Here is a 17,909-nt window from a genome sequence, read left to right on the forward strand (position 1 = left end):
TTACCAAAGATTCGGGGGTGAATCGACGTGAATTGGGACCATTGGGTCGGAAGCCGGTCACCCGGTGAATGGAACGGGGTGGAAAAGGGAGCTGTCCGTAACTTCGCTGAAGCGATCGGAGATCCTCAACCGCTTTATCTCTGTGAAGAAGGGGCCAAACATCTTCGGTACGGACGGTGGATGGCCCCGCCCACTTTTCCCATCACTTTCCGCTATGGATCGATTCCGGGGCTTCAACTGCCGAAAAGCGGTCTGATACACGGAAGTCAGCGTTTTCAGTACGAACGGCCTTTATGGATCGGTGAGGAGATCTTTTGTTATCTCACTTTAAAAGACGTATTTGAAAAAGAGGGAAAGAGTGGACGGCTGACCTTTCTCACTTTTGAACGGATCGGGGAGGATCAAAAAGGAGATCGCGTGTTTACCGCCGAATCCACCCTGATCGTAACAGAAGCGGTCCGAAGGGAGTTGAGCGCATGACCGTGGACTCAGGGATTCAATGGAGAGTCGGAGATGCGCTGGAACCGATCACCCTTCCGCCTGTGACCCGGTTGGAGCTGATCCAATATGCCGGAGCATCGGGGGACTTCAACCCGATTCACACCATTGACGCGGAGGCCGAAAAAGCAGGATTGCCGGGGGTGATCGCTCACGGAATGCTGACCATGGCCAAAATCTCGCGATTATTTTCCCCGTATCTGAAATACGGTTGGGTGCGGGATTTTTATACCCGTTTTGTCGGCAAGGTGTTTGTCGACGACGTTATCATGATCGGTGCAAGCGTGGCTGAAAAAGAGGAAAAAGGGGCTGAGACGGTTTACTGGTTTGAGGTGATTGCGCAAAACCGGAAAGAGGAGCATGTCGCTGTGGGAGAGTTGACGTTTCTCGTTTGAGGAACAGTCCGGGCAAGGCGAGTACCATTATGGAGAAGCGGAGGGGATTCCATGTTTGCCCGTCATTTCCGACATTGGCCCAACAGACTGCCCAAATCGCTGGTCGTACCGGATACGGGTCTGTATCACAACCTGGAGGTATCCGCTTTTCGGTATCCTGAAAAGACGGCTATGTATTATTACGGGTCGGACATTCGATATCGGGAGTTTCTGGAGGCGGTGGATCACCTGGCCGGTTTCATGCAACACGAGCGGGGTGTAACCGCCGGCGACCGCGTGTTGCTTTTCATGCAAAACTCTCCCCAGTTCATGATCGCTTATTACGCGATCATACGAGTAAACGCGGTTGTTGTTCCGATCAATCCGATGCTGGTGACCGACGAACTCGGTTTTTACATCGACGACAGCGAACCCAAACTGGCTATTGTCGGACAGGAGCTGTATGACCGGATCGCCCCTTTTAACCGGAAGACATCCCTGGAACATGTGTTGGTTGCCGCCTACGCCGATTACACGGATCGGCAGACAGATTTGGAGTTACCGGACAGTGTAAAGGAAAACCCGAAAACGTTGGCTGATCCTCACGTGACCCGTTGGAGGGAGGCGCTGGCTTTGAACCTGCCGCCGGATCCCGTCTCTTTCGATCCGGATGCCCCTGTGGTACTCCCCTACACTTCAGGCACCACCGGTCGACCGAAAGGTTGCATTCACACTTCCAAGACCGTCCAGGCCAACACGGTCGGGGGTGCAGCTTGGGGCAACATGACAGCAAGCGGTGTCAACCTGACAACGCTTCCGCTTTTTCACGTGACCGGAATGGTCCACGGAATGCATATCCCCATCTTTTCCGGAAGCACCATGGTTGTCATGACCCGATGGAAGCGAGAGGTGGCGGCGCAGCTGATCGAGCGGTGTCAATGCACCCACTGGACCAACATCAGTACAATGCTGGTCGATTTTCTCGCGATGCCGGATGTGACGAAATACGATCTCAGCTCTCTGACCTATGTAGGAGGGGGCGGTGCCCCTGTCCCCCGAGCGATCGGAGAGAAACTGATAGAACGGACGGGTGTCCGGTATGTAGAGGGTTACGGATTGTCGGAAACGATGGCGCAGACTCATTTCAATCCGCCGGATTCCCCAAAACTGCAATGTTTGGGCATTCCCTCTTTTGGTGTCGATGCGCGGATTGTCGATCTCGAAACCCTGGAAGAACGGGGGGCTGGAGAAGAAGGAGAGATTGTCGTCCATGGACCGCAAGTCTTTAAAGGTTACTGGAATCGCCGCGAAGAAACGGAACAAGCGTTCATCACCCTGGAGGGAAAACTGTTTCTCCGTACGGGCGACATCGGACGCTATGATGAAGACGGTTATTTTTTCATCGTCGACCGAGCGAAGCGCATGATTAACGCTTCCGGATACAAAGTGTGGCCGACGGAAGTGGAGTCCATCCTGTATCAGCATCCAAAGGTGCAATCCGCCTGCGTGGTCGGTGCCCCCGACCCGAGGAGGGGGGAAACCGTCAAGGCTTATGTCGTTCTGCATGAAAAGGATCGGGGGCATGTGAGCGAAGAGGAGATCATGGAGTGGTCCAAGGGTCGGATGGCCGCCTATAAACATCCGCGCAGGGTGGAATTTGTGGATCGGCTGCCGATGACGGCGACCGGAAAGGTTTTGTGGCGCCAGTTGCAAGAGAAGGAATGGGAGGGAGCGAAGCAGAGGTAGAGCGGAGTCCAGGAGAAGTTTCAGGGGGAGCCGACGATCCGGTACCGGCTCCCTTTTACCTTTTCGTCAAAATCGGTCCCTATCCTGATCAAAAGGAGGAACCGCATCATGGATTTTTTGCTTTCAGAAGATCAACAGGCCGTTCAAAAGATGGTCCGCAAATTCGTCGACCGGGAAATCAACCCCTATATTGAAAAATGGGATGCGGAACAGCATTTCGAGACCGGCATCATTGAGAAAATGGCGGACCTGGGTCTGATGGGATCCTGCATTCCCGAAAGGTATGGCGGGCAGGGGATGGACTACAACACATTAGCCATCATCTGTGCGGAACTGGAAAGGGGTGATACGGCTTTTCGAACGGCGGTCTCCGTTCATACGGCCCTGAACAGCATGACGCTTTTGCAATGGGGGGATGAGTTTCAGAAGGAAAAATATCTCGTTCCGCAGGCACAGGGACGGAAGGTGGGTGCTTATGCCTTGACGGAACCCAACGCCGGTTCCGATGTGACTTCCATGCAAACCCGGGCGATCCGGAATGGCGACGATTATATCCTCAACGGGGGCAAAACGTGGATCTCCCTTTGTGATGTGGCGGATCACATCCTGGTCTTCGCCAAAACCTCTCCGGAGGACGGTCACAAAGGCTTGTCCTGTTTCATCGTGGAGCGGACGTTTGACGGCGTTTCCACTCGCGGCTTCAAACATAAACTGGGGATTCGCGCCGGTAATACCGGGGAGGTTTTCTTGGACAACGTGCGGGTTCCGAAAGAAAATCGCGTCGGGGAAGAAGGAGAAGGATTCAAGATTGCCATGTCCGCCCTGGATAACGGACGTTTCAGCGTTGCCGGCGGGGCGGTCGGATTGATTGACGCCTGCATTGAAGCCAGTGTGAAATATGCCAACGAACGGGAAACCTTCGGAAAACCCATCGGCAAACACCAGCTGGTTCAGCAAATGATCGCCCAAATGGTAGCGGGTTTGGAGACCTCCCGGCTTTTGGTCTACCGGGTGGGGTGGATGAAAAACCGGGGATTCCGGAACACCCGGGAGACCTCTCTCGCTAAATGGTGCGCCTGTGACGCCGCCTTCAATGCCGCCGTTGATGCCGTCCAAATTCACGGGGCAAACGGCTATTCCCATGAGTTTCCGGTGGAACGTTACATGAGAAACGCCAAAGCTCCTGTCATTTATGAAGGAACTCGGGAAATCCACCAAGTGGTGCAAGGGGAGTACGCACTCGGCTACCGAAAAGATAAGGAATTGCGCAAATACTTGCCTGCCTGGCCTTTTGAAAAGGAAGAGGCGGTTTCCCGGGGCGCTGGAGGACGATCCTGATGATGTTCCCGAGATGGGTATGATGTAAGATAGACACGAACCCCTCTTAAAAAGGAGCATAGATCCGTGGAACTTCATTTGGATGGAAAAGTCGCCCTTGTGGTTGCATCGAGCAAGGGGCTGGGAAAAGCCATTGCTGCTCAGCTGGTGAAAGAAGGGGCGGATGTCATGTTGACGAGCCGTGATGAAGAGAGACTGCGTGCGGCTCAAGAAGAATTGTCTCCTTTGGGTACGGGCCGTGTTTCCTATCATCGTGCCGATATCACACAATCGAAAGACATCCAAGCTCTCATTCAGGTGACGCGGGAAACCTTCGGGAAACCCATCGATCTCTTAATCAACAATGCCGGTGGTCCGCCGGGGGGAACTTTTGAACAGTTAACCGATGCCGACTGGCAAAACGCTTTTGAATTAAACTTGCTCAGTTATATCCGGATCATTCGGGAAGTGTTGCCGGATATGAAGCGGAAGGGGGGACGGATTGTCAATATCGCCTCTTCGTCCATCAAGGAACCGATTCCCGGCTTGATTTTATCCAATGCTTTTCGCCTGGGCATTGTCGGATTAACCAAAACGTTGGCTGCAGAGTTGGCCCCTTATCACATTTTGATCAACACCGTTGCGCCGGGGCGCATCGCCACGGATCGGGTGGCTGAGCTCGACCGGAAACAAGCGGATCAACAAGGCGTTTCTCGTGAACAGATTGAACAACAGTCCCGGGAGGGGATTCCGTTAAAGCGGTACGGGAAACCGGAGGAGTTCGCCAAAGTGGTTACCTTTCTCGTCTCCGATGCCAGTTCCTATGTTACCGGCAGTTCCATCATCGTCGACGGCGGCATGGTAAAATCGATCTGAGAAATGGATGGGCGAAACCCCCCGAATCTCTGGTTGAGACGGGGGGCATCATGTGTCATTCGACCAACCCCAGCTTTCAATTCTGTATTTTTGATTCACTTGATCCCTGGCAATCTGTAAATGTTCGACAGCTAGGGGGGCGTTCGGGGATACTTCCGTGTGATCGTTTAACAAATGGATGGCTTCATCAATCAGTCGATTCACTTGTTTTTGAGGTTCTTCCGTCATTGTTTTTCTCCTTTATCGGTTGGTTGCTCATAAATTGTTATTCATTGGCTGTTTTTATTCCATATCCATGAGGAGTGAAGAAAGCGGTAAGTCCTGATATTTGGTTGGTATATACGATTCTCGATGGAGGGTACAATGGCAAAGCGGAATAGGGTACGACGTTGGATACAGAAAACGGTGAAACGGAAAATCTTCTGGATACTTCTTGCGCTTCTGATCTTTGTTTATCTCAACAACAGTTCCCTCCTCGCTCAACCGCGTGCTGGCGAACCTCTCCTCCTCGCCCATCGCGGGCTTGCCCAGACCTTTGACATCGCCGGTTTAAAAAACGAAAGCTGCACGGCTGCACGAATTCATCCACCGGAGCATTCTTACTTGGAAAACACAGTTTCTTCGATGCGGGCGGCATTTGAGGCCGGTGCCGATGTGGTCGAGTTCGATGTCCAATTGACAGCAGACGATCGGTTTGCTGTCTTTCATGACCGGACTCTCGATTGCCGTACGAATGGTAGCGGTATGATACGGGATCATACCATGGAAGAGCTGAAGGGACTCGACATCGGTTACGGTTATACGGCAGACGGCGGAAAAACGTTTCCTTTCCGGGGAACGGGCGTCGGTCGGATGCCATCGCTGGATGAAGTGTTGTCGGCCTTTCCGCACCGTTCGTTTCTCATCCATGTTAAAAGTGAGGACCGGGAAGAAGGGGTAAAGCTTGCCCAGCGTCTTTCTTCTCTGCCGGCGGATCGTCTCCAGCGTCTCACGGTATACGGGGGAGATAAACCCATCGCGGCTTTACAGGAGCACCTTCCCGACTTACGTACCATGTCCCTTGCTTCCATGAAGAGTTGTTTGCTTCCATATATCGCGATCGGATGGACTGGGGCGGTACCGGAGGCCTGTGAGCAGACCCAGTTGCACTTACCTGCCCAAATCGCTCCATGGATCTGGGGATGGCCCGATCGTTTTCTCAACCGAATGGACCGGGCTGGAACACGCGTGATCGTCGTCCGTTATGTCGATGGTTTTTCAGGTGGATTTGATACGGCGGAGGATCTTAAGCGTCTGCCCTCCGATTTTATCGGGGGGATCTGGACCAACCGAATCGACCGGGTGGCTCCTCTGCTGAAGGGTGAAACGGAGAGGAATTGACCGATTATTACAATCAGAGACCGGTGAAAGGAAAACCGGGTTGGATCGAGTCGGAAACAGTGGGAGTGGAAGCACTCCCGCTGTTTGTTGTAAGGGGTAAGTTTTGAAGGGGGTTATTGTCTGAACCGGTCCAGAGCAGCAAAGAATTCCTTCAGAAAATCGTGAAACAGTTTTTCCGAGGGGGGAAGATCCCGGTTATTCGGAATCACGGTACCTACCGTTCGCGTTAATTCCGGTTCGCTGACCGGGATTTTGACGGTTCCCCGCGGCACGCTGTCGATCAGTGTCACCTCGGGGAGAAGGGTCACACCCAATCCCGCAGCCACCAATCCCTTAATAGCATCGATGTCTTCCCCTTCAAAAGAGATGACCGGTTGAAATCCCATCTGATGACAAGCATCCACCACAATCCGGTGAAGGATGAACCCGTCGGGAAAAAGGACGAAGGAATCATTCTGTAACTGATCCAAGCGCAGGGCGGGTTGGTCGGAGAGGGTGTGGTTGGAGGGGAGAAGGGCGACGATTTTTTCCGAGAAAAAAATATGTCCTTCAAAGTCTTTCTCTTCCGTCGGGACGGGAGCGATAAACGCCAGTTCCACCTCCCCCTTGACGACGGAGTGGACCAGTTGTCGAAAGGACCCTTGCCGCAACTGAAATCCCACATCCGGATACCGGGTGCGAAAGGCGGAAATCACGGTGGGCAGGATATGAGTGGCCAAACTGCTCGGGAAGCCGAGACGGATGGTTCCTCGTTCCGGATCCAGAAATTCATCGATTTCCAGCTTGGCTTTTTCAATCTCCATGACCGATTTTTCTGCGTGTTCCAAAAAGATTCTCCCCATCGGGGTCAATCTCACATTACGACCTTCACGGATAAACAGCTGAACTCCCAATTCCGATTCCAGATTGGCGATTTGCCGGCTGACCGCTGACTGAGCCACATGCAGAGTGTGGGCGGCTTCTGTGACATGTTCACGTTGAGCGACTTCGATAAAATATTGAATCTGTCTAAACTCCATCCGAACCCCTCCACCACTCATCCATCTCATTTTGAGATGGTTTTCATCTTAATTATATATTGTTAATATGATTCGTTGCAAATAAAATACAATCATAAGAGTGGTGCGCGTATGCACCCAAACACGGAACGGAAACCGTCATTTTTTTCGCTTTTTTCAGCACTGTAAATCAGTCAAGAGCGGTTTACAAGCCGAGAGATAGAATCTGGTACAAGGAGTGAAGACCATGGCCGGCACAGGATATCCGCAAAAGCAAGGTCTTTACGATCCTGGTTATGAACATGACGCTTGCGGTATCGGATTGATTGCCAATCTGAAAGGAAAAGCGTCCCATGAGATCGTGAAACAAGGATTGAAGGTTCTTTGTCAATTGGAACACCGAGGTGGACAGCGGGATCAAAAAACCGGTGACGGGGCCGGGATCATGCTTCAGATCCCGCACTCGTTCTTTCAAAAAACCTGCCGGGATCGGATCGAGTTGCCTGCCCCCGGCAAGTACGGTGTGGGCATGCTCTTTTTACCGATGGATCCGGTTGAACGGGCGGAGTATGAAGAACAGCTGGAAAGAATCGTCCGGGAGGAAGGACAGCGATTCTTGGGTTGGCGGACCGTTCCGACCGATTCGTCGACGCTCGGACAGATGGCCGAAGAGATCCGCCCGTCGATCCGTCAGGTTTTTATCGGAGCCGGCGATCAACAAGACGATCCAGTGGCGCTGGAACGGAAACTGTATGTGATCCGGAAACGGATGGAACAGACGGCGGGTGCAAAGGTTTATATCGCCAGCCTGTCCAGCCGTACGATTGTATATAAAGGGATGTTGACCCCGGATCAGATGAATGATTTTTATTTGGACTTGAATGATCCGGATTTTACCTCCGCTTTATCCCTGGTACACAACCGCTTCAGCACCAACACCTTTCCCAGTTGGGAACGGGCTCATCCCAACCGCTATCTGCTGCACAACGGGGAAATCAATACGCTTCGGGGCAATGTCAATTGGATGTTGGCCCGGGAGAGGATGTTTGAAACTGACGCCTTCGGCGATGATCTGGAGAAAGTACTCCCGGTGATCGATTTGGAGGGCAGTGACTCGGCCATCCTGGACAATTGTCTCGAATTTTTCGCCCTGTGCGGCCGCTCGCTCCCCGAGGCGGCGATGATGATGGTTCCCGAGCCTTGGGATCAAAACGATCAGATGACGGATCCGAAAAAAGCGTTTTACGAATACCACAGCTGTCTGATGGAGCCCTGGGACGGGCCGACAGCGATCGCTTTTTCAGACGGTCGGCAGATCGGCGCCATCCTGGACCGGAACGGTCTTCGTCCGGCCCGTTACTATGTAACCACCGACGATACGCTCCTTTTCTCCTCTGAAGTCGGGGTTGTGGATGTTCCGGAGGAAAAAATCGCCTACAAGGGACGATTGGAGCCCGGTCGGATGTTGCTCGCGGACCTGGATGAGGAGCGGATCGTTTCGGATGAGGAGATCAAGGAGCGGATCGCCCGCGAGCATCCCTACCGCCAATGGTTGGACGATCACATGATTGCGATGGAGAAACTGCCGGAGGGACCGACTTCTTCTGAATGGGATGAAGAAACCCTTCTCCGTTTACAAAAAGCCTTTGGTTACACTTATGAAGAACTGACCAAAAATTTGGTCCCGATGGTGACGGAGGGTAAAGACCCCATCGGTTCGATGGGGAATGATACGCCTCTGGCGGTTCTGTCTGATCGACCGCAGCTTTTGTACAACTATTTTAAACAATCATTCGCTCAAGTGACCAATCCGCCGATTGACGCGATTCGGGAAGCATGTGTGACGTCGACTCAAACCACTTTGGGAGCGGAAGGGAATCTTTTGAACCCGGGACCGGAGAACTGTCGCAAAATCCGCTTGACATCCCCGGTGATTGCCGATGAGGAATGCGCGAAACTTCGGCATAACCCTTATCCCGAATTTAAATCCGAAACGCTTTCCTTGTTATTTCCATCCGAAGGGGAAGGCCGGCTTGAAAAAGCGCTTGAAGATCTGTTTGCGTCAGCCGACCGGGCAATCGGCGAAGGGGTGACCCTGCTGATCCTTTCGGATCGGGGTATCGATTCGCGCCGGGCGGCCATCCCTGCACTGCTCGCAGTCAGCGGACTCCATCATCATTTGGTCCGGCGGGGAACCCGAACCCGGGTCAGTCTCATTGTGGAATCCGGTGAACCCCGGGATGTGCACCAGCTGGCGATGCTGCTGGGTTACGGGGCGGATGCGATCCATCCGTATCTGGCGATCGCCACCCTTCGGAAGGAGGTTCGGGAGAAGGCTTTGCCGGGTGTCACGGCGGAGGAAGCGGTGGAAAAATACATCCGTACCGCAACGGAAGGGATCGTCAAAGTGATGTCCAAGATGGGCATTTCCACGGTTCAAAGTTATCGCGGGGCGCAGATTTTTGAGGCGATCGGGATCGATTCCGCGGTAATCGACCGTTATTTCACCCGGACCACTTCACAAATCGGCGGTATCGGGCTGGATGTGATCGCTAAAGAGACGCTGATGAGACACGAAGCGGCGTATCATCCCGGTGAATACTTCGAATCCACACTGGAGCCCGGAAGCGAGTTTCAGTGGAGGCGCAACGGGGAGTATCACGCCTTTCATCCGATCACGATCCACACTCTTCAACAAGCTTGCCGCCGAGGCGATTACGACACCTTTAAAAAATACTCGAACATGGCGGACGAGGAGCAGGTCGCCTTTCTGCGGAGTTTGTTGGATTTCCAGACGGATCGTCCATCGGTGCCTCTCAGCGAGGTTGAATCCGTCGATTCCATCGTCCGCCGGTTTAAAACCGGTGCCATGTCCTACGGAGCGTTGAGCCAGGAGGCCCATGAAGCACTGGCGATCGCCATGAACCGCCTCGGGGGCAAAAGCAACAGCGGGGAGGGCGGCGAAGATCCGAGCCGGTTCACCCCCGACGCCAACGGTGATTTGCGCCGCAGCGCCATTAAGCAGGTGGCATCGGGTCGGTTTGGGGTTTCCAGCCACTATCTGAACCATGCCGACGAGATTCAGATCAAGATGGCCCAGGGGGCGAAACCCGGTGAAGGCGGACAGCTTCCCGGAAACAAAGTATATCCCTGGATCGCGGAAGTGCGGGGGTCCACACCGGGAGTCGGCTTGATCTCCCCGCCTCCCCACCATGATATTTATTCCATCGAAGATCTGGCCCAATTGATCCACGACTTGAAAAATGCCAACCCCGACGCCAAAATCAGCGTCAAACTGGTTTCCAAACCCGGGGTGGGCACCATTGCCGCCGGGGTGGCCAAAGGGCTGGCTGATGTGATTGTGATCAGTGGATACGAAGGCGGAACCGGCGCCTCCCCCCGGACCAGCATTAAGCACGCCGGGATGCCCTGGGAGCTGGGCGTGGCGGAGACACATCAAACCCTCCTGCTCAATCGCCTGCGGGACCGCGTCATATTGGAAACCGACGGGAAAATGATGACCGGACGGGACGTGGTCGTCGCGGCTCTCCTCGGCGCTGAGGAATTCGGCTTCTCCACGGCGCCTCTGGTGGTATTGGGTTGTGTCATGATGCGCGCCTGCCACCTGGATACCTGCCCGGTCGGCGTCGCCACGCAAAACCCCGAGTTGCGCAACAAGTTTAGGGGCAACCCCGACCACGTCGTCCATTACATGCGGTTTGTCGCCCGGGAGGTTCGGGAGATCATGGCTCAGTTGGGCTTCCGCCGGTTGGAAGAGATGATCGGACGCAGTGATGTCCTGACGGTCAGCGAACGGGCCCAAACCCATTGGAAGGCTAAGGAGTTGGATCTCTCGTCTCTTCTTTACCAGCCGGATGTACCGCTGGAGGTGGGCCGGTACCACCGTCGCGCCCAGGATCACCGGCTGAATGAAACGCTGGATCGGCGCCGACTGTTGCCCCTTTGCCAACCGGCTCTGGAACAGAAACGACCGGTGGAGGCGACCCTTCCCATCCGCAACACGGATCGGGTGGCGGGCACGATTCTGGGAAGCGAGATCACCAAGCGCTACGGAGCGGAAGGATTACCGGAGGATACGATCCGCCTCCGTTTCAAAGGGTCTGCCGGACAGAGCTTTGGCGCCTTTGTTCCCAAGGGAGTCACCTTGTCCCTGGAAGGGGATGCCAATGATTATGTTGGAAAAGGACTTTCCGGCGGGAAAATCGCCGTTTATCCGCCGGAGCAATCGATTTTTGCTCCGGAAAAGAATATCGCGATCGGAAATGTCGCTTTCTATGGAGCGACAGCCGGAGAAGCGTATATCCACGGGATCGCCGGCGAACGGTTTTGCGTCCGTAACAGCGGGGTCGATGCGGTCGTCGAGGGCGTAGGCGATCATGGATGCGAGTATATGACCGGTGGGCGTGTCGTCATCCTGGGTCCAGTGGGTCCCAATTTCGCCGCCGGCATGTCGGGAGGAACCGCCTACGTGCTGGCGGAGGATCTGAAGGCATTCGCCGGATCCTGCAACCGGGAACAAGTTCGGTTGGAAAGACTGGACGAGGATCGGGAGATCGAGGAAGTGAAACGCCTCATCCAAAACCATGTCCGGTATACGGGGAGCCGGCATGCCCGGAAGGTCCTGGAACATTGGGAGAAAACGGTCGCGCAGTTCGTTAAAGTGATTCCCAAGGATTATCAACGGATGCTGCTGTTGATCGAACAGCTGGTGCAATCCGGTATGGATCGTGAAGAAGCTGTTGCGGCCGCTTTCGAACGGAAGAAAGAGCAACGCTCTCCCGTCAAGAAAACATCTCAACATCAACGGACACCCGTACTCACTTAAAAGGAGGGGAGCGGCTGATGGGAAAAACCACGGGTTTCATGGAATATGAACGGGAAACGGCGGAAGAGCGGGATCCTTTGTCCCGCCTCCAGGATTGGAAAGAATACCAACAGCCGATTCCCGAAGAAAAACTGAAACAACAGGGAGCCCGCTGCATGGATTGCGGCACTCCCTTCTGTCATACAGGGATTCAGATCAACGGTACGGATTCCGGATGTCCACTGTACAATCTTATTCCCGAATGGAACGATCTGGTGTATCGGGGCCACTGGAAAGAAGCCTTGGATCGCCTGCTCAAAACCAACAACTTTCCCGAATTCACCGGAAGGGTCTGCCCCGCTCCCTGTGAAGGGGCCTGTACCGTGGCCATCCATGATCCCGCCGTGGCAATCAAAAGCATCGAGCGGGAGATTATTGATCGCGGGTTTGCGGAAGGATGGATTGTTCCGCAGCCGCCGCAGAAGCGTACCGGTAAGAAGGTGGCGGTCGTCGGTTCTGGACCGGCGGGTTTGGCCGCCGCCGACCAGTTGAACCGGGCGGGCCATTCCGTCACCGTTTATGAGCGGGATGATCGCATCGGCGGTCTGCTCATGTACGGGATCCCCAATATGAAACTGGAAAAGGAATTGGTTGACCGTCGGGTGAATCTGTTGAAAGCGGAGGGTATTACCTTCGTTACGAATACGGAAATCGGAAACGATATGACGATGGAAGAGTTGCGGAAGGAAGCGGATGCTGTCATCCTTTGTGCGGGGGCGCAGAAACACCGGGACCTCCCCCTTGAAGGACGGAATCTGGACGGGATTCATTTTGCGATGAACTATCTGACGCAGTCCACGAAGGAATTGCTGAATCCCGAGGATCAAGCTTCCATCACGGCTGAAGACAAGGATGTGATCGTCATCGGCGGCGGGGACACCGGAGCCGACTGCATCGCCACCGCCCTGCGTCAGCGGTGCCGGAGCTTGGTCCAGTTCGGCAGACACCCCCGACTCCCGGACGAGCGCCGGGAGGATAACCCCTGGCCGGAGTATCCCTGGGTCTTTTCGCTGGATTACGCCTATGAGGAAGCAAAGGCCCGGTTTGGCAAGGATCCCCGGGAGTATTCCATCCTGACGAAAAAGATTGTCGGAGATGAGCGGGGCCGCGTAAAGGAGTTGCACACGGTCGACGGGGAGAAGGTGCTCCATGAAAACGGCCGGTACTCCTTCCGCGAGATCCCGGGTTCCGAACGGGTGTGGCCCGCTCAGCTGGTTTTAATCGCGATCGGTTTTGAAGGAACCGAAGACGCTCTGCTTGACTCCTCGGGCCTTGAACACGAGAACCGCAAAGTAAAAGCGGAATACGGCCAATACACCACCAATATGGAAGGGGTTTTTGCCGCCGGCGATATACGCCGAGGGCAAAGTCTGATCGTCTGGGCGATCCATGAAGGCCGCGAGGCGGCCCGCGAGTGTGATCGGTATCTGATGGGAACCACGCAACTGCCTTAACGCATCGCTTTCATGGGCCGATTGATCGGTCCCCATCAAGAACGGATTCCCTCACCATGCTTCGAATCAGACCCCTCGAGCGCCTCATTCAATGGGGCGCTTTTTTTATGCCCGATTGGAATCGGTCCGGATACGAGTTGGATCTACCGGACAAGTCTTACCTCCCTCTGACGGTCGGTCTGGGCCGGTTGACGATCCATGCCCAGGACCAAGTTGCCGGATGAAGACCCCTTGCAAAGAGAAGATGTGAACTTTAATATATACTTATCCGATCGGAATTTGTAAAAATAAAGAGGAGGTGGGAAGCGTGAAGGCTTTATGGTCGTTTTACCGTAATCAATCGTTTATCATAAAGATCAGCGTCGGCTTTTTGCTGGGCGTGGTTGCCGGATTGTTACTGGGACCTTCGGCGGAGGTTTTATCCCCCTTGGGAGATCTGTTGTTGCGTCTATTAAACATGATTGTCCTTCCGATCATTTTTTTAACCGTGATTCTGGCGGTGAATCAGGCGAATCCCCAAAAGATGGGGCGAATCGGAGGGAAAGTGGTTCTTTATTACCTGGTGACCACTTCAGCGGCGATCCTGATCGGTTTATCCCTTGCGTTGCTAGTCAATCCCGGGTTGGGCTTGGAATTGCCGGAAACGGAGGTGGAACAGCCGGAAGCCCCCTCTGTGATCGACACCTTGTTAAAGATCGTTCCGGAAAACGGCTTGGCGGCCTTTGTCAATGGGGATATTCTGTCTGTTCTATTTTTGGCGCTGGTGGTCGGTTTGACAGTCACTTCCATGCGTCATGCCGGAGAGGAACGTCACCGGAATGGGGGGGAGTCGCTGAGGAATCTGGCTCAGGCCGGAAATGAAGTGGCTTTTCGCATTCTGGACGGGATTTTGCAGTACGCTCCCATCGGAATTTTTGCGATCAGCGCTTCCACCTTCGGGAGTCAAGGTCTGGATTCCCTCGCCTCCTTGGTGAAATTAGTAGGAGTGGTTTACGCCAGTGTAGGCGTGCAGTGGATCCTTGTGTATCTGTTGATTTTATCCTTATTCAAAATCCCGGTACTCCCGTTTTTTAAAAACATCCGGGAAGCATCTACAACGGCCTTTTTCACTTCTAGCAGTTTGGGGACGCTCCCGGTGACTCTGAAATCTTCCAAAAAAGCGGGGATCCGGGATGAGGTGGCCCATTTTAGTTTACCGCTGGGAGCGACGGCCAATATGGACGGGGCGGCGATCCGGTTGGGAGCTTCTGTCGTTTTTGCCGCCAACATCGTCGGAGTGGACCTGAGCTTATCGGCTTTGTTGGGGGTCGTTTTGACCGGTACATTGGTTTCCGTGGGAACCGCCGGGGTTCCCGCCGCCGGTCTGGTCGCCTTGTCCATCGTGTTGAATCAGGCCGGACTGCCGATTGAAATCGTGGGTCTGGTAGCGGGGGTGGACGCCCTTCTGGGGATGGTGGCCACTTCCTGCAATGTGACAGGGGATTTGGTCGGAGCGGCTGTTGTGGATCAGAGTGAGCGAAACCGGACGTAAACGGGGTTTTTAAGAAGAAAGTTGATGCGGAGTTCGACCCGCAGTCAGTACCATTGATGAGTCGAAAGAGAAAGCACCCTTGGCAGGAGATCGATGGTCGGAAAAACAGAAACATTTCTGCGAGGCAACAGACGGTCAATGGACGAAATTCCATCCATGTCGCCGGGGATTCGGACGGAAAAAGCCGGGACGGGTTAACTCCAACCCATCTCGGCTTTTGTTCATCGGAGATTCAGCAACAGCCTGTCTCGGTATCATCGGCCAATCTCCACGTCGTCTCCTCTCCGGATACCGGGCAGGCATCGAAGGTTTCCTCGCCTTCGTACCGCTTCCGGTTACCGGCTGTACAAACATATTCACCCGGTTCGGTGACCCGTTCACCCGTTCGAAATTCCCTTTGGCGATCAGCCATGATGATCCACCTCCTTCTGTACAGTACCCTTCCCACCGGATGCAGGGTCATGCACTCATCGCCGGTCTTCAGGAAATCAAAATTCCTGTTCGAACCGATCATATTTTAAAATAGATCGTTACAAGCTCGTCATGAAAGATACATCGAAGAAAAGAGATATAAGTGAAAAGATTTTGTTTTATCTTCATACCCGGTTTATGATCCACCGATGAAAAATTGAAAGATACCGGTATGGTATTGTAAAATGAAAGGATGAAAAAAGGGGTAATATGGTTAATTTTCGGTTTTAAATGAAAGAGTAACAGTTCCTTCAGGGAGGTATGTCGTATGTCGAATGTGATCGGGGATCTGTTGCGTCATCGGGCCCGGTTGAGCCCCGACGTGGAGGCGGTTGTTTCACCCACCGTTCGTCTGAATTATGCCGAGTACAACACGGTGGTTAATCAGGTGGCCCACTTTTTACTCCAGAATCATGTAAAAAAAGGGGACCGCGTGGCGGTTATCTGTAAAAACAGTCATCCTTTTCCTATTATTTATTTGGCGGCCGCGAAAATCGGTGCCATTACCGTCGCCGTGAACTGGCGGATGAAGAAAGAAGAGATTCGTTACATACTTGAAGACAGCACCCCTGAAGTGTTGTTTTATGACAGCGATTTTGATCAAGTTCTCCCGTTGCTGGAAGAAAATCTGGTCCCCAGTCATTTCCGGGTCGGAGACGGGGAGGATGCCGCTACTTTTGAGGAGTATATCCGAGATCAGCCCAAAGGTGAACCGGAAGTGGATGTCCGGGAAGAGGATCCGGCTCTCATCATTTATACATCGGGAACGACCGGGCGTCCGAAGGGTGCGGTATGTACCCATGCCAACATTTTAGCGGGGAGCATCGCCAATACGACAACTCTTGATTTGCGTTACCGTGACCGGTTTCTGTTTGTCACTCCGTTGTTTCACATTTCCGGCATGATGTTTATGATCGGTTCTCTGCTTCGGGGATCCACCCTGGTGGTCCATAGTCAGTTCCACCCCTTGAACATCTGGGATTTACTGCAAGCGGAGAAGATTACGGGGATGATGTCCGTCCCTTCCATGCTGAGTTACATGTACACGGCGGCAAAATCCCAATCGAAAGAGATTCCTTCCCTGCGCATGATCCTCTGCGGAGGTTCTCAGGTTCCCGAGGATTTGATCCGGGGCATGAACGAATTGGGTTATGATGTGGTCCAGGTGTACGGAGCCACGGAGTATACCGGAGCGATCACTTACTGGATGCCGGAAATGGGTCTCGAGACATGCGGCTCCGCTGGCAAAGCGGTGTATTTGACCGAGATGAAAATCGTGGATCCGGCGACCGGGGAGGGATTACCCTCGGGTGAAATCGGAGAAGTGGTTTGTCGGGGGCCGCTGATGTTTTCGGGATATTGGAACCGAGAGGAAGAGACGCAAAAGGTGATCCGGAACGGTTGGTATCACACGCAGGATGTCGGTTGGATGGACGAGAACGGCCTGTTGTATGTAGTCGACCGGCTCCGGGACATGATTATCACCAGTGGGGAAAAGGTTTTTCCCGCCCAGGTGGAAAACGTGATCGGTCAATTGGAGGAAGTCGAGGAATCCGCAGTAGTCGGGGTGGAACACTCGGTATGGGGAGAACTGGCCCGAGCCTACGTCGTATTGAAAGAGGGGGCTTCCCTCAGCGAAGACGAGATTCTTTCTCATGTGCGCAGCCGCCTTGCGGATTATAACCTGCATGAAGTGCAATTGGTTTCCGAACTTCCGAGAAACAGCATGGGAAAGGTCATGAAGTATGTACTGCGGGAAGACGCTAACCGACAGAAAACCTCCTGAATAACGGCAGGGTCGCATCTTCGGCACCGGGATGCTGATAAAAGACAGGGTTAAGATGAACCGGCCCGGTAGTGAAACGACCTCCGCATTCTCAGAACTGATCGTTGCGAGAGACAAGCCTCCATTTAAAACTGACCGGAGTCCGGTTATCGGCGAGGCTCCGGTCGGTTTAAGGAAATGATATGTTCGCCTATATAAAATAAAGATCATTTCGCAAGCCGAAACATGTCGTCGATGCCCGGTAGGGGAAAACCCCCCGGGGATCGACGACATTTTTGTATTCGTCGGACTCCCTGATACCACGGGGAAAAGCGGGAAGAAAGAGTTGTGGAGAGACGGATTTTCGTGTACTTTAAGGATAGAAGGAAATGGCTTGGTTGTAGGCTTTTTTGGGGTTACCAAACTACCTATGAGGGATTGAAACGGATACGAAGTGACTAAAGAAAATCTACCTCGAGCAGTTACCACGGATTAACCCCCGAACTTTGGACATATAGAGAATGATATTAACTCATGCTCACACTTTCGTCCATTTTGGATGGTAGCCATCTCTGGGTAGGCCGTCAAGGGAAAGGCTACGCCCTCACTGCCGT

General features: G+C 53.6%; 14 protein-coding genes. 11 read left to right on the forward strand and 3 right to left on the reverse strand.

Annotation, left to right across the window (positions count from 1 at the left end):
* Positions 1-27: 27 nt before the first annotated feature.
* The 5 genes from CHM34_RS16425 to CHM34_RS16445 all read left to right on the forward strand — a co-directional run bounded on the left by CHM34_RS16425 (position 28) and on the right by CHM34_RS16445 (position 4,811).
* Positions 28-480, forward strand: a complete 453-nt coding sequence (locus CHM34_RS16425; protein WP_094265696.1) for a MaoC family dehydratase N-terminal domain-containing protein — start codon at positions 28-30, stop codon at positions 478-480.
* A complete protein-coding gene (locus CHM34_RS16430) occupies positions 477-893 on the forward strand; it encodes a MaoC/PaaZ C-terminal domain-containing protein (RefSeq protein ID WP_094265697.1) in 417 nt (138 codons plus the stop codon). The genes CHM34_RS16425 and CHM34_RS16430 overlap by 4 nt, the downstream gene beginning before the upstream one ends.
* A gap of 51 nt (positions 894-944) precedes the next feature.
* Entirely contained in the window at positions 945-2,618 is a 1,674-nt protein-coding gene (locus CHM34_RS16435) for a long-chain fatty acid--CoA ligase (protein ID WP_094265698.1), read from the forward strand.
* Positions 2,619-2,726: 108 nt separating this feature from the next.
* Positions 2,727-3,956, forward strand: a complete 1,230-nt coding sequence (locus tag CHM34_RS16440; protein ID WP_094265699.1) for an acyl-CoA dehydrogenase family protein — start codon at positions 2,727-2,729, stop codon at positions 3,954-3,956.
* A 66-nt stretch (positions 3,957-4,022) separates the two neighbouring features.
* Positions 4,023-4,811 carry an SDR family oxidoreductase gene (locus CHM34_RS16445; protein ID WP_094265700.1) on the forward strand — a complete coding sequence of 263 codons (789 nt, stop codon included), beginning with the start codon at positions 4,023-4,025 and terminating at the stop codon, positions 4,809-4,811.
* Positions 4,812-4,859: 48 nt separating this feature from the next.
* Here the strand turns inward: CHM34_RS16445 and CHM34_RS16450 are convergent, their stop codons facing one another.
* Positions 4,860-5,039, reverse strand: a complete 180-nt coding sequence (locus CHM34_RS16450; protein WP_094265701.1) for a hypothetical protein — start codon at positions 5,037-5,039, stop codon at positions 4,860-4,862.
* A gap of 135 nt (positions 5,040-5,174) precedes the next feature.
* Here CHM34_RS16450 and CHM34_RS16455 point away from each other — a divergent pair, with 135 nt between their 5' ends.
* Positions 5,175-6,191 (forward strand): glycerophosphodiester phosphodiesterase family protein, encoded by a 1,017-nt coding sequence (locus CHM34_RS16455; protein ID WP_094265702.1) that lies wholly within the window; start codon positions 5,175-5,177, stop codon positions 6,189-6,191.
* Positions 6,192-6,304: 113 nt separating this feature from the next.
* On the opposite strand, the gene gltC is transcribed toward CHM34_RS16455, so the two are convergent.
* Positions 6,305-7,210 carry a glutamate biosynthesis transcriptional regulator GltC gene (gltC, locus tag CHM34_RS16460; protein WP_094265703.1) on the reverse strand — a complete coding sequence of 302 codons (906 nt, stop codon included), beginning with the start codon at positions 7,208-7,210 and terminating at the stop codon, positions 6,305-6,307.
* A 226-nt stretch (positions 7,211-7,436) separates the two neighbouring features.
* On the opposite strand from gltC, the gene gltB reads away from it, so the two are divergent.
* From gltB to CHM34_RS16475, 4 genes are all read left to right on the forward strand, one after another.
* Positions 7,437-12,035, forward strand: coding sequence for a glutamate synthase large subunit (gene gltB, locus CHM34_RS16465; RefSeq protein ID WP_094265704.1), 4,599 nt, complete (start codon positions 7,437-7,439; stop codon positions 12,033-12,035).
* 17 nt (positions 12,036-12,052) lie between these two features.
* Positions 12,053-13,528: a glutamate synthase subunit beta gene (locus CHM34_RS16470; protein WP_094265705.1), complete on the forward strand. Its 1,476-nt coding sequence runs from the start codon at positions 12,053-12,055 to the stop codon at positions 13,526-13,528.
* Positions 13,529-13,584: 56 nt separating this feature from the next.
* Positions 13,585-13,752, forward strand: a complete 168-nt coding sequence (locus CHM34_RS19410; protein WP_169713789.1) for a hypothetical protein — start codon at positions 13,585-13,587, stop codon at positions 13,750-13,752.
* 83 nt (positions 13,753-13,835) lie between these two features.
* Positions 13,836-15,059, forward strand: coding sequence for a dicarboxylate/amino acid:cation symporter (locus CHM34_RS16475; RefSeq protein ID WP_094265706.1), 1,224 nt, complete (start codon positions 13,836-13,838; stop codon positions 15,057-15,059).
* Positions 15,060-15,291: 232 nt separating this feature from the next.
* On the opposite strand, the gene CHM34_RS16480 is transcribed toward CHM34_RS16475, so the two are convergent.
* Positions 15,292-15,471, reverse strand: coding sequence for a hypothetical protein (locus CHM34_RS16480; RefSeq protein ID WP_094265707.1), 180 nt, complete (start codon positions 15,469-15,471; stop codon positions 15,292-15,294).
* A gap of 327 nt (positions 15,472-15,798) precedes the next feature.
* On the opposite strand from CHM34_RS16480, the gene CHM34_RS16485 reads away from it, so the two are divergent.
* Complete coding sequence (locus CHM34_RS16485) at positions 15,799-17,316, forward strand: class I adenylate-forming enzyme family protein (RefSeq protein WP_094265708.1); 1,518 nt, start codon at positions 15,799-15,801, stop codon at positions 17,314-17,316.
* Positions 17,317-17,909 lie beyond the last annotated feature (593 nt).

Origin of the sequence: Paludifilum halophilum (assembly GCF_002245355.1) — a bacterium.
Lineage (GTDB): Bacteria > Bacillota > Bacilli > Thermoactinomycetales > DSM-45169 > Paludifilum > Paludifilum halophilum.

Bases quoted from the DNA above. Each gene is read 5' to 3' on its own strand.
- CHM34_RS16430 (WP_094265697.1), top strand. From the start codon at position 477: ATGACCGTGGACTCAGGGATTCAATGGAGAGTCGGAGATGCGCTGGAA.
- CHM34_RS16435 (WP_094265698.1), top strand. From the start codon at position 945: ATGTTTGCCCGTCATTTCCGACATTGGCCCAACAGACTGCCCAAATCG.
- CHM34_RS16440 (WP_094265699.1), top strand. From the start codon at position 2,727: ATGGATTTTTTGCTTTCAGAAGATCAACAGGCCGTTCAAAAGATGGTC.
- CHM34_RS16450 (WP_094265701.1), bottom strand. From the start codon at position 5,039: ATGACGGAAGAACCTCAAAAACAAGTGAATCGACTGATTGATGAAGCC.
- CHM34_RS16455 (WP_094265702.1), top strand. From the start codon at position 5,175: ATGGCAAAGCGGAATAGGGTACGACGTTGGATACAGAAAACGGTGAAA.
- gltC (WP_094265703.1), bottom strand. From the start codon at position 7,210: ATGGAGTTTAGACAGATTCAATATTTTATCGAAGTCGCTCAACGTGAA.
- gltB (WP_094265704.1), top strand. From the start codon at position 7,437: ATGGCCGGCACAGGATATCCGCAAAAGCAAGGTCTTTACGATCCTGGT.
- CHM34_RS16470 (WP_094265705.1), top strand. From the start codon at position 12,053: ATGGGAAAAACCACGGGTTTCATGGAATATGAACGGGAAACGGCGGAA.
- CHM34_RS19410 (WP_169713789.1), top strand. From the start codon at position 13,585: ATGCTTCGAATCAGACCCCTCGAGCGCCTCATTCAATGGGGCGCTTTT.
- CHM34_RS16480 (WP_094265707.1), bottom strand. From the start codon at position 15,471: ATGGCTGATCGCCAAAGGGAATTTCGAACGGGTGAACGGGTCACCGAA.
- CHM34_RS16485 (WP_094265708.1), top strand. From the start codon at position 15,799: ATGTCGAATGTGATCGGGGATCTGTTGCGTCATCGGGCCCGGTTGAGC.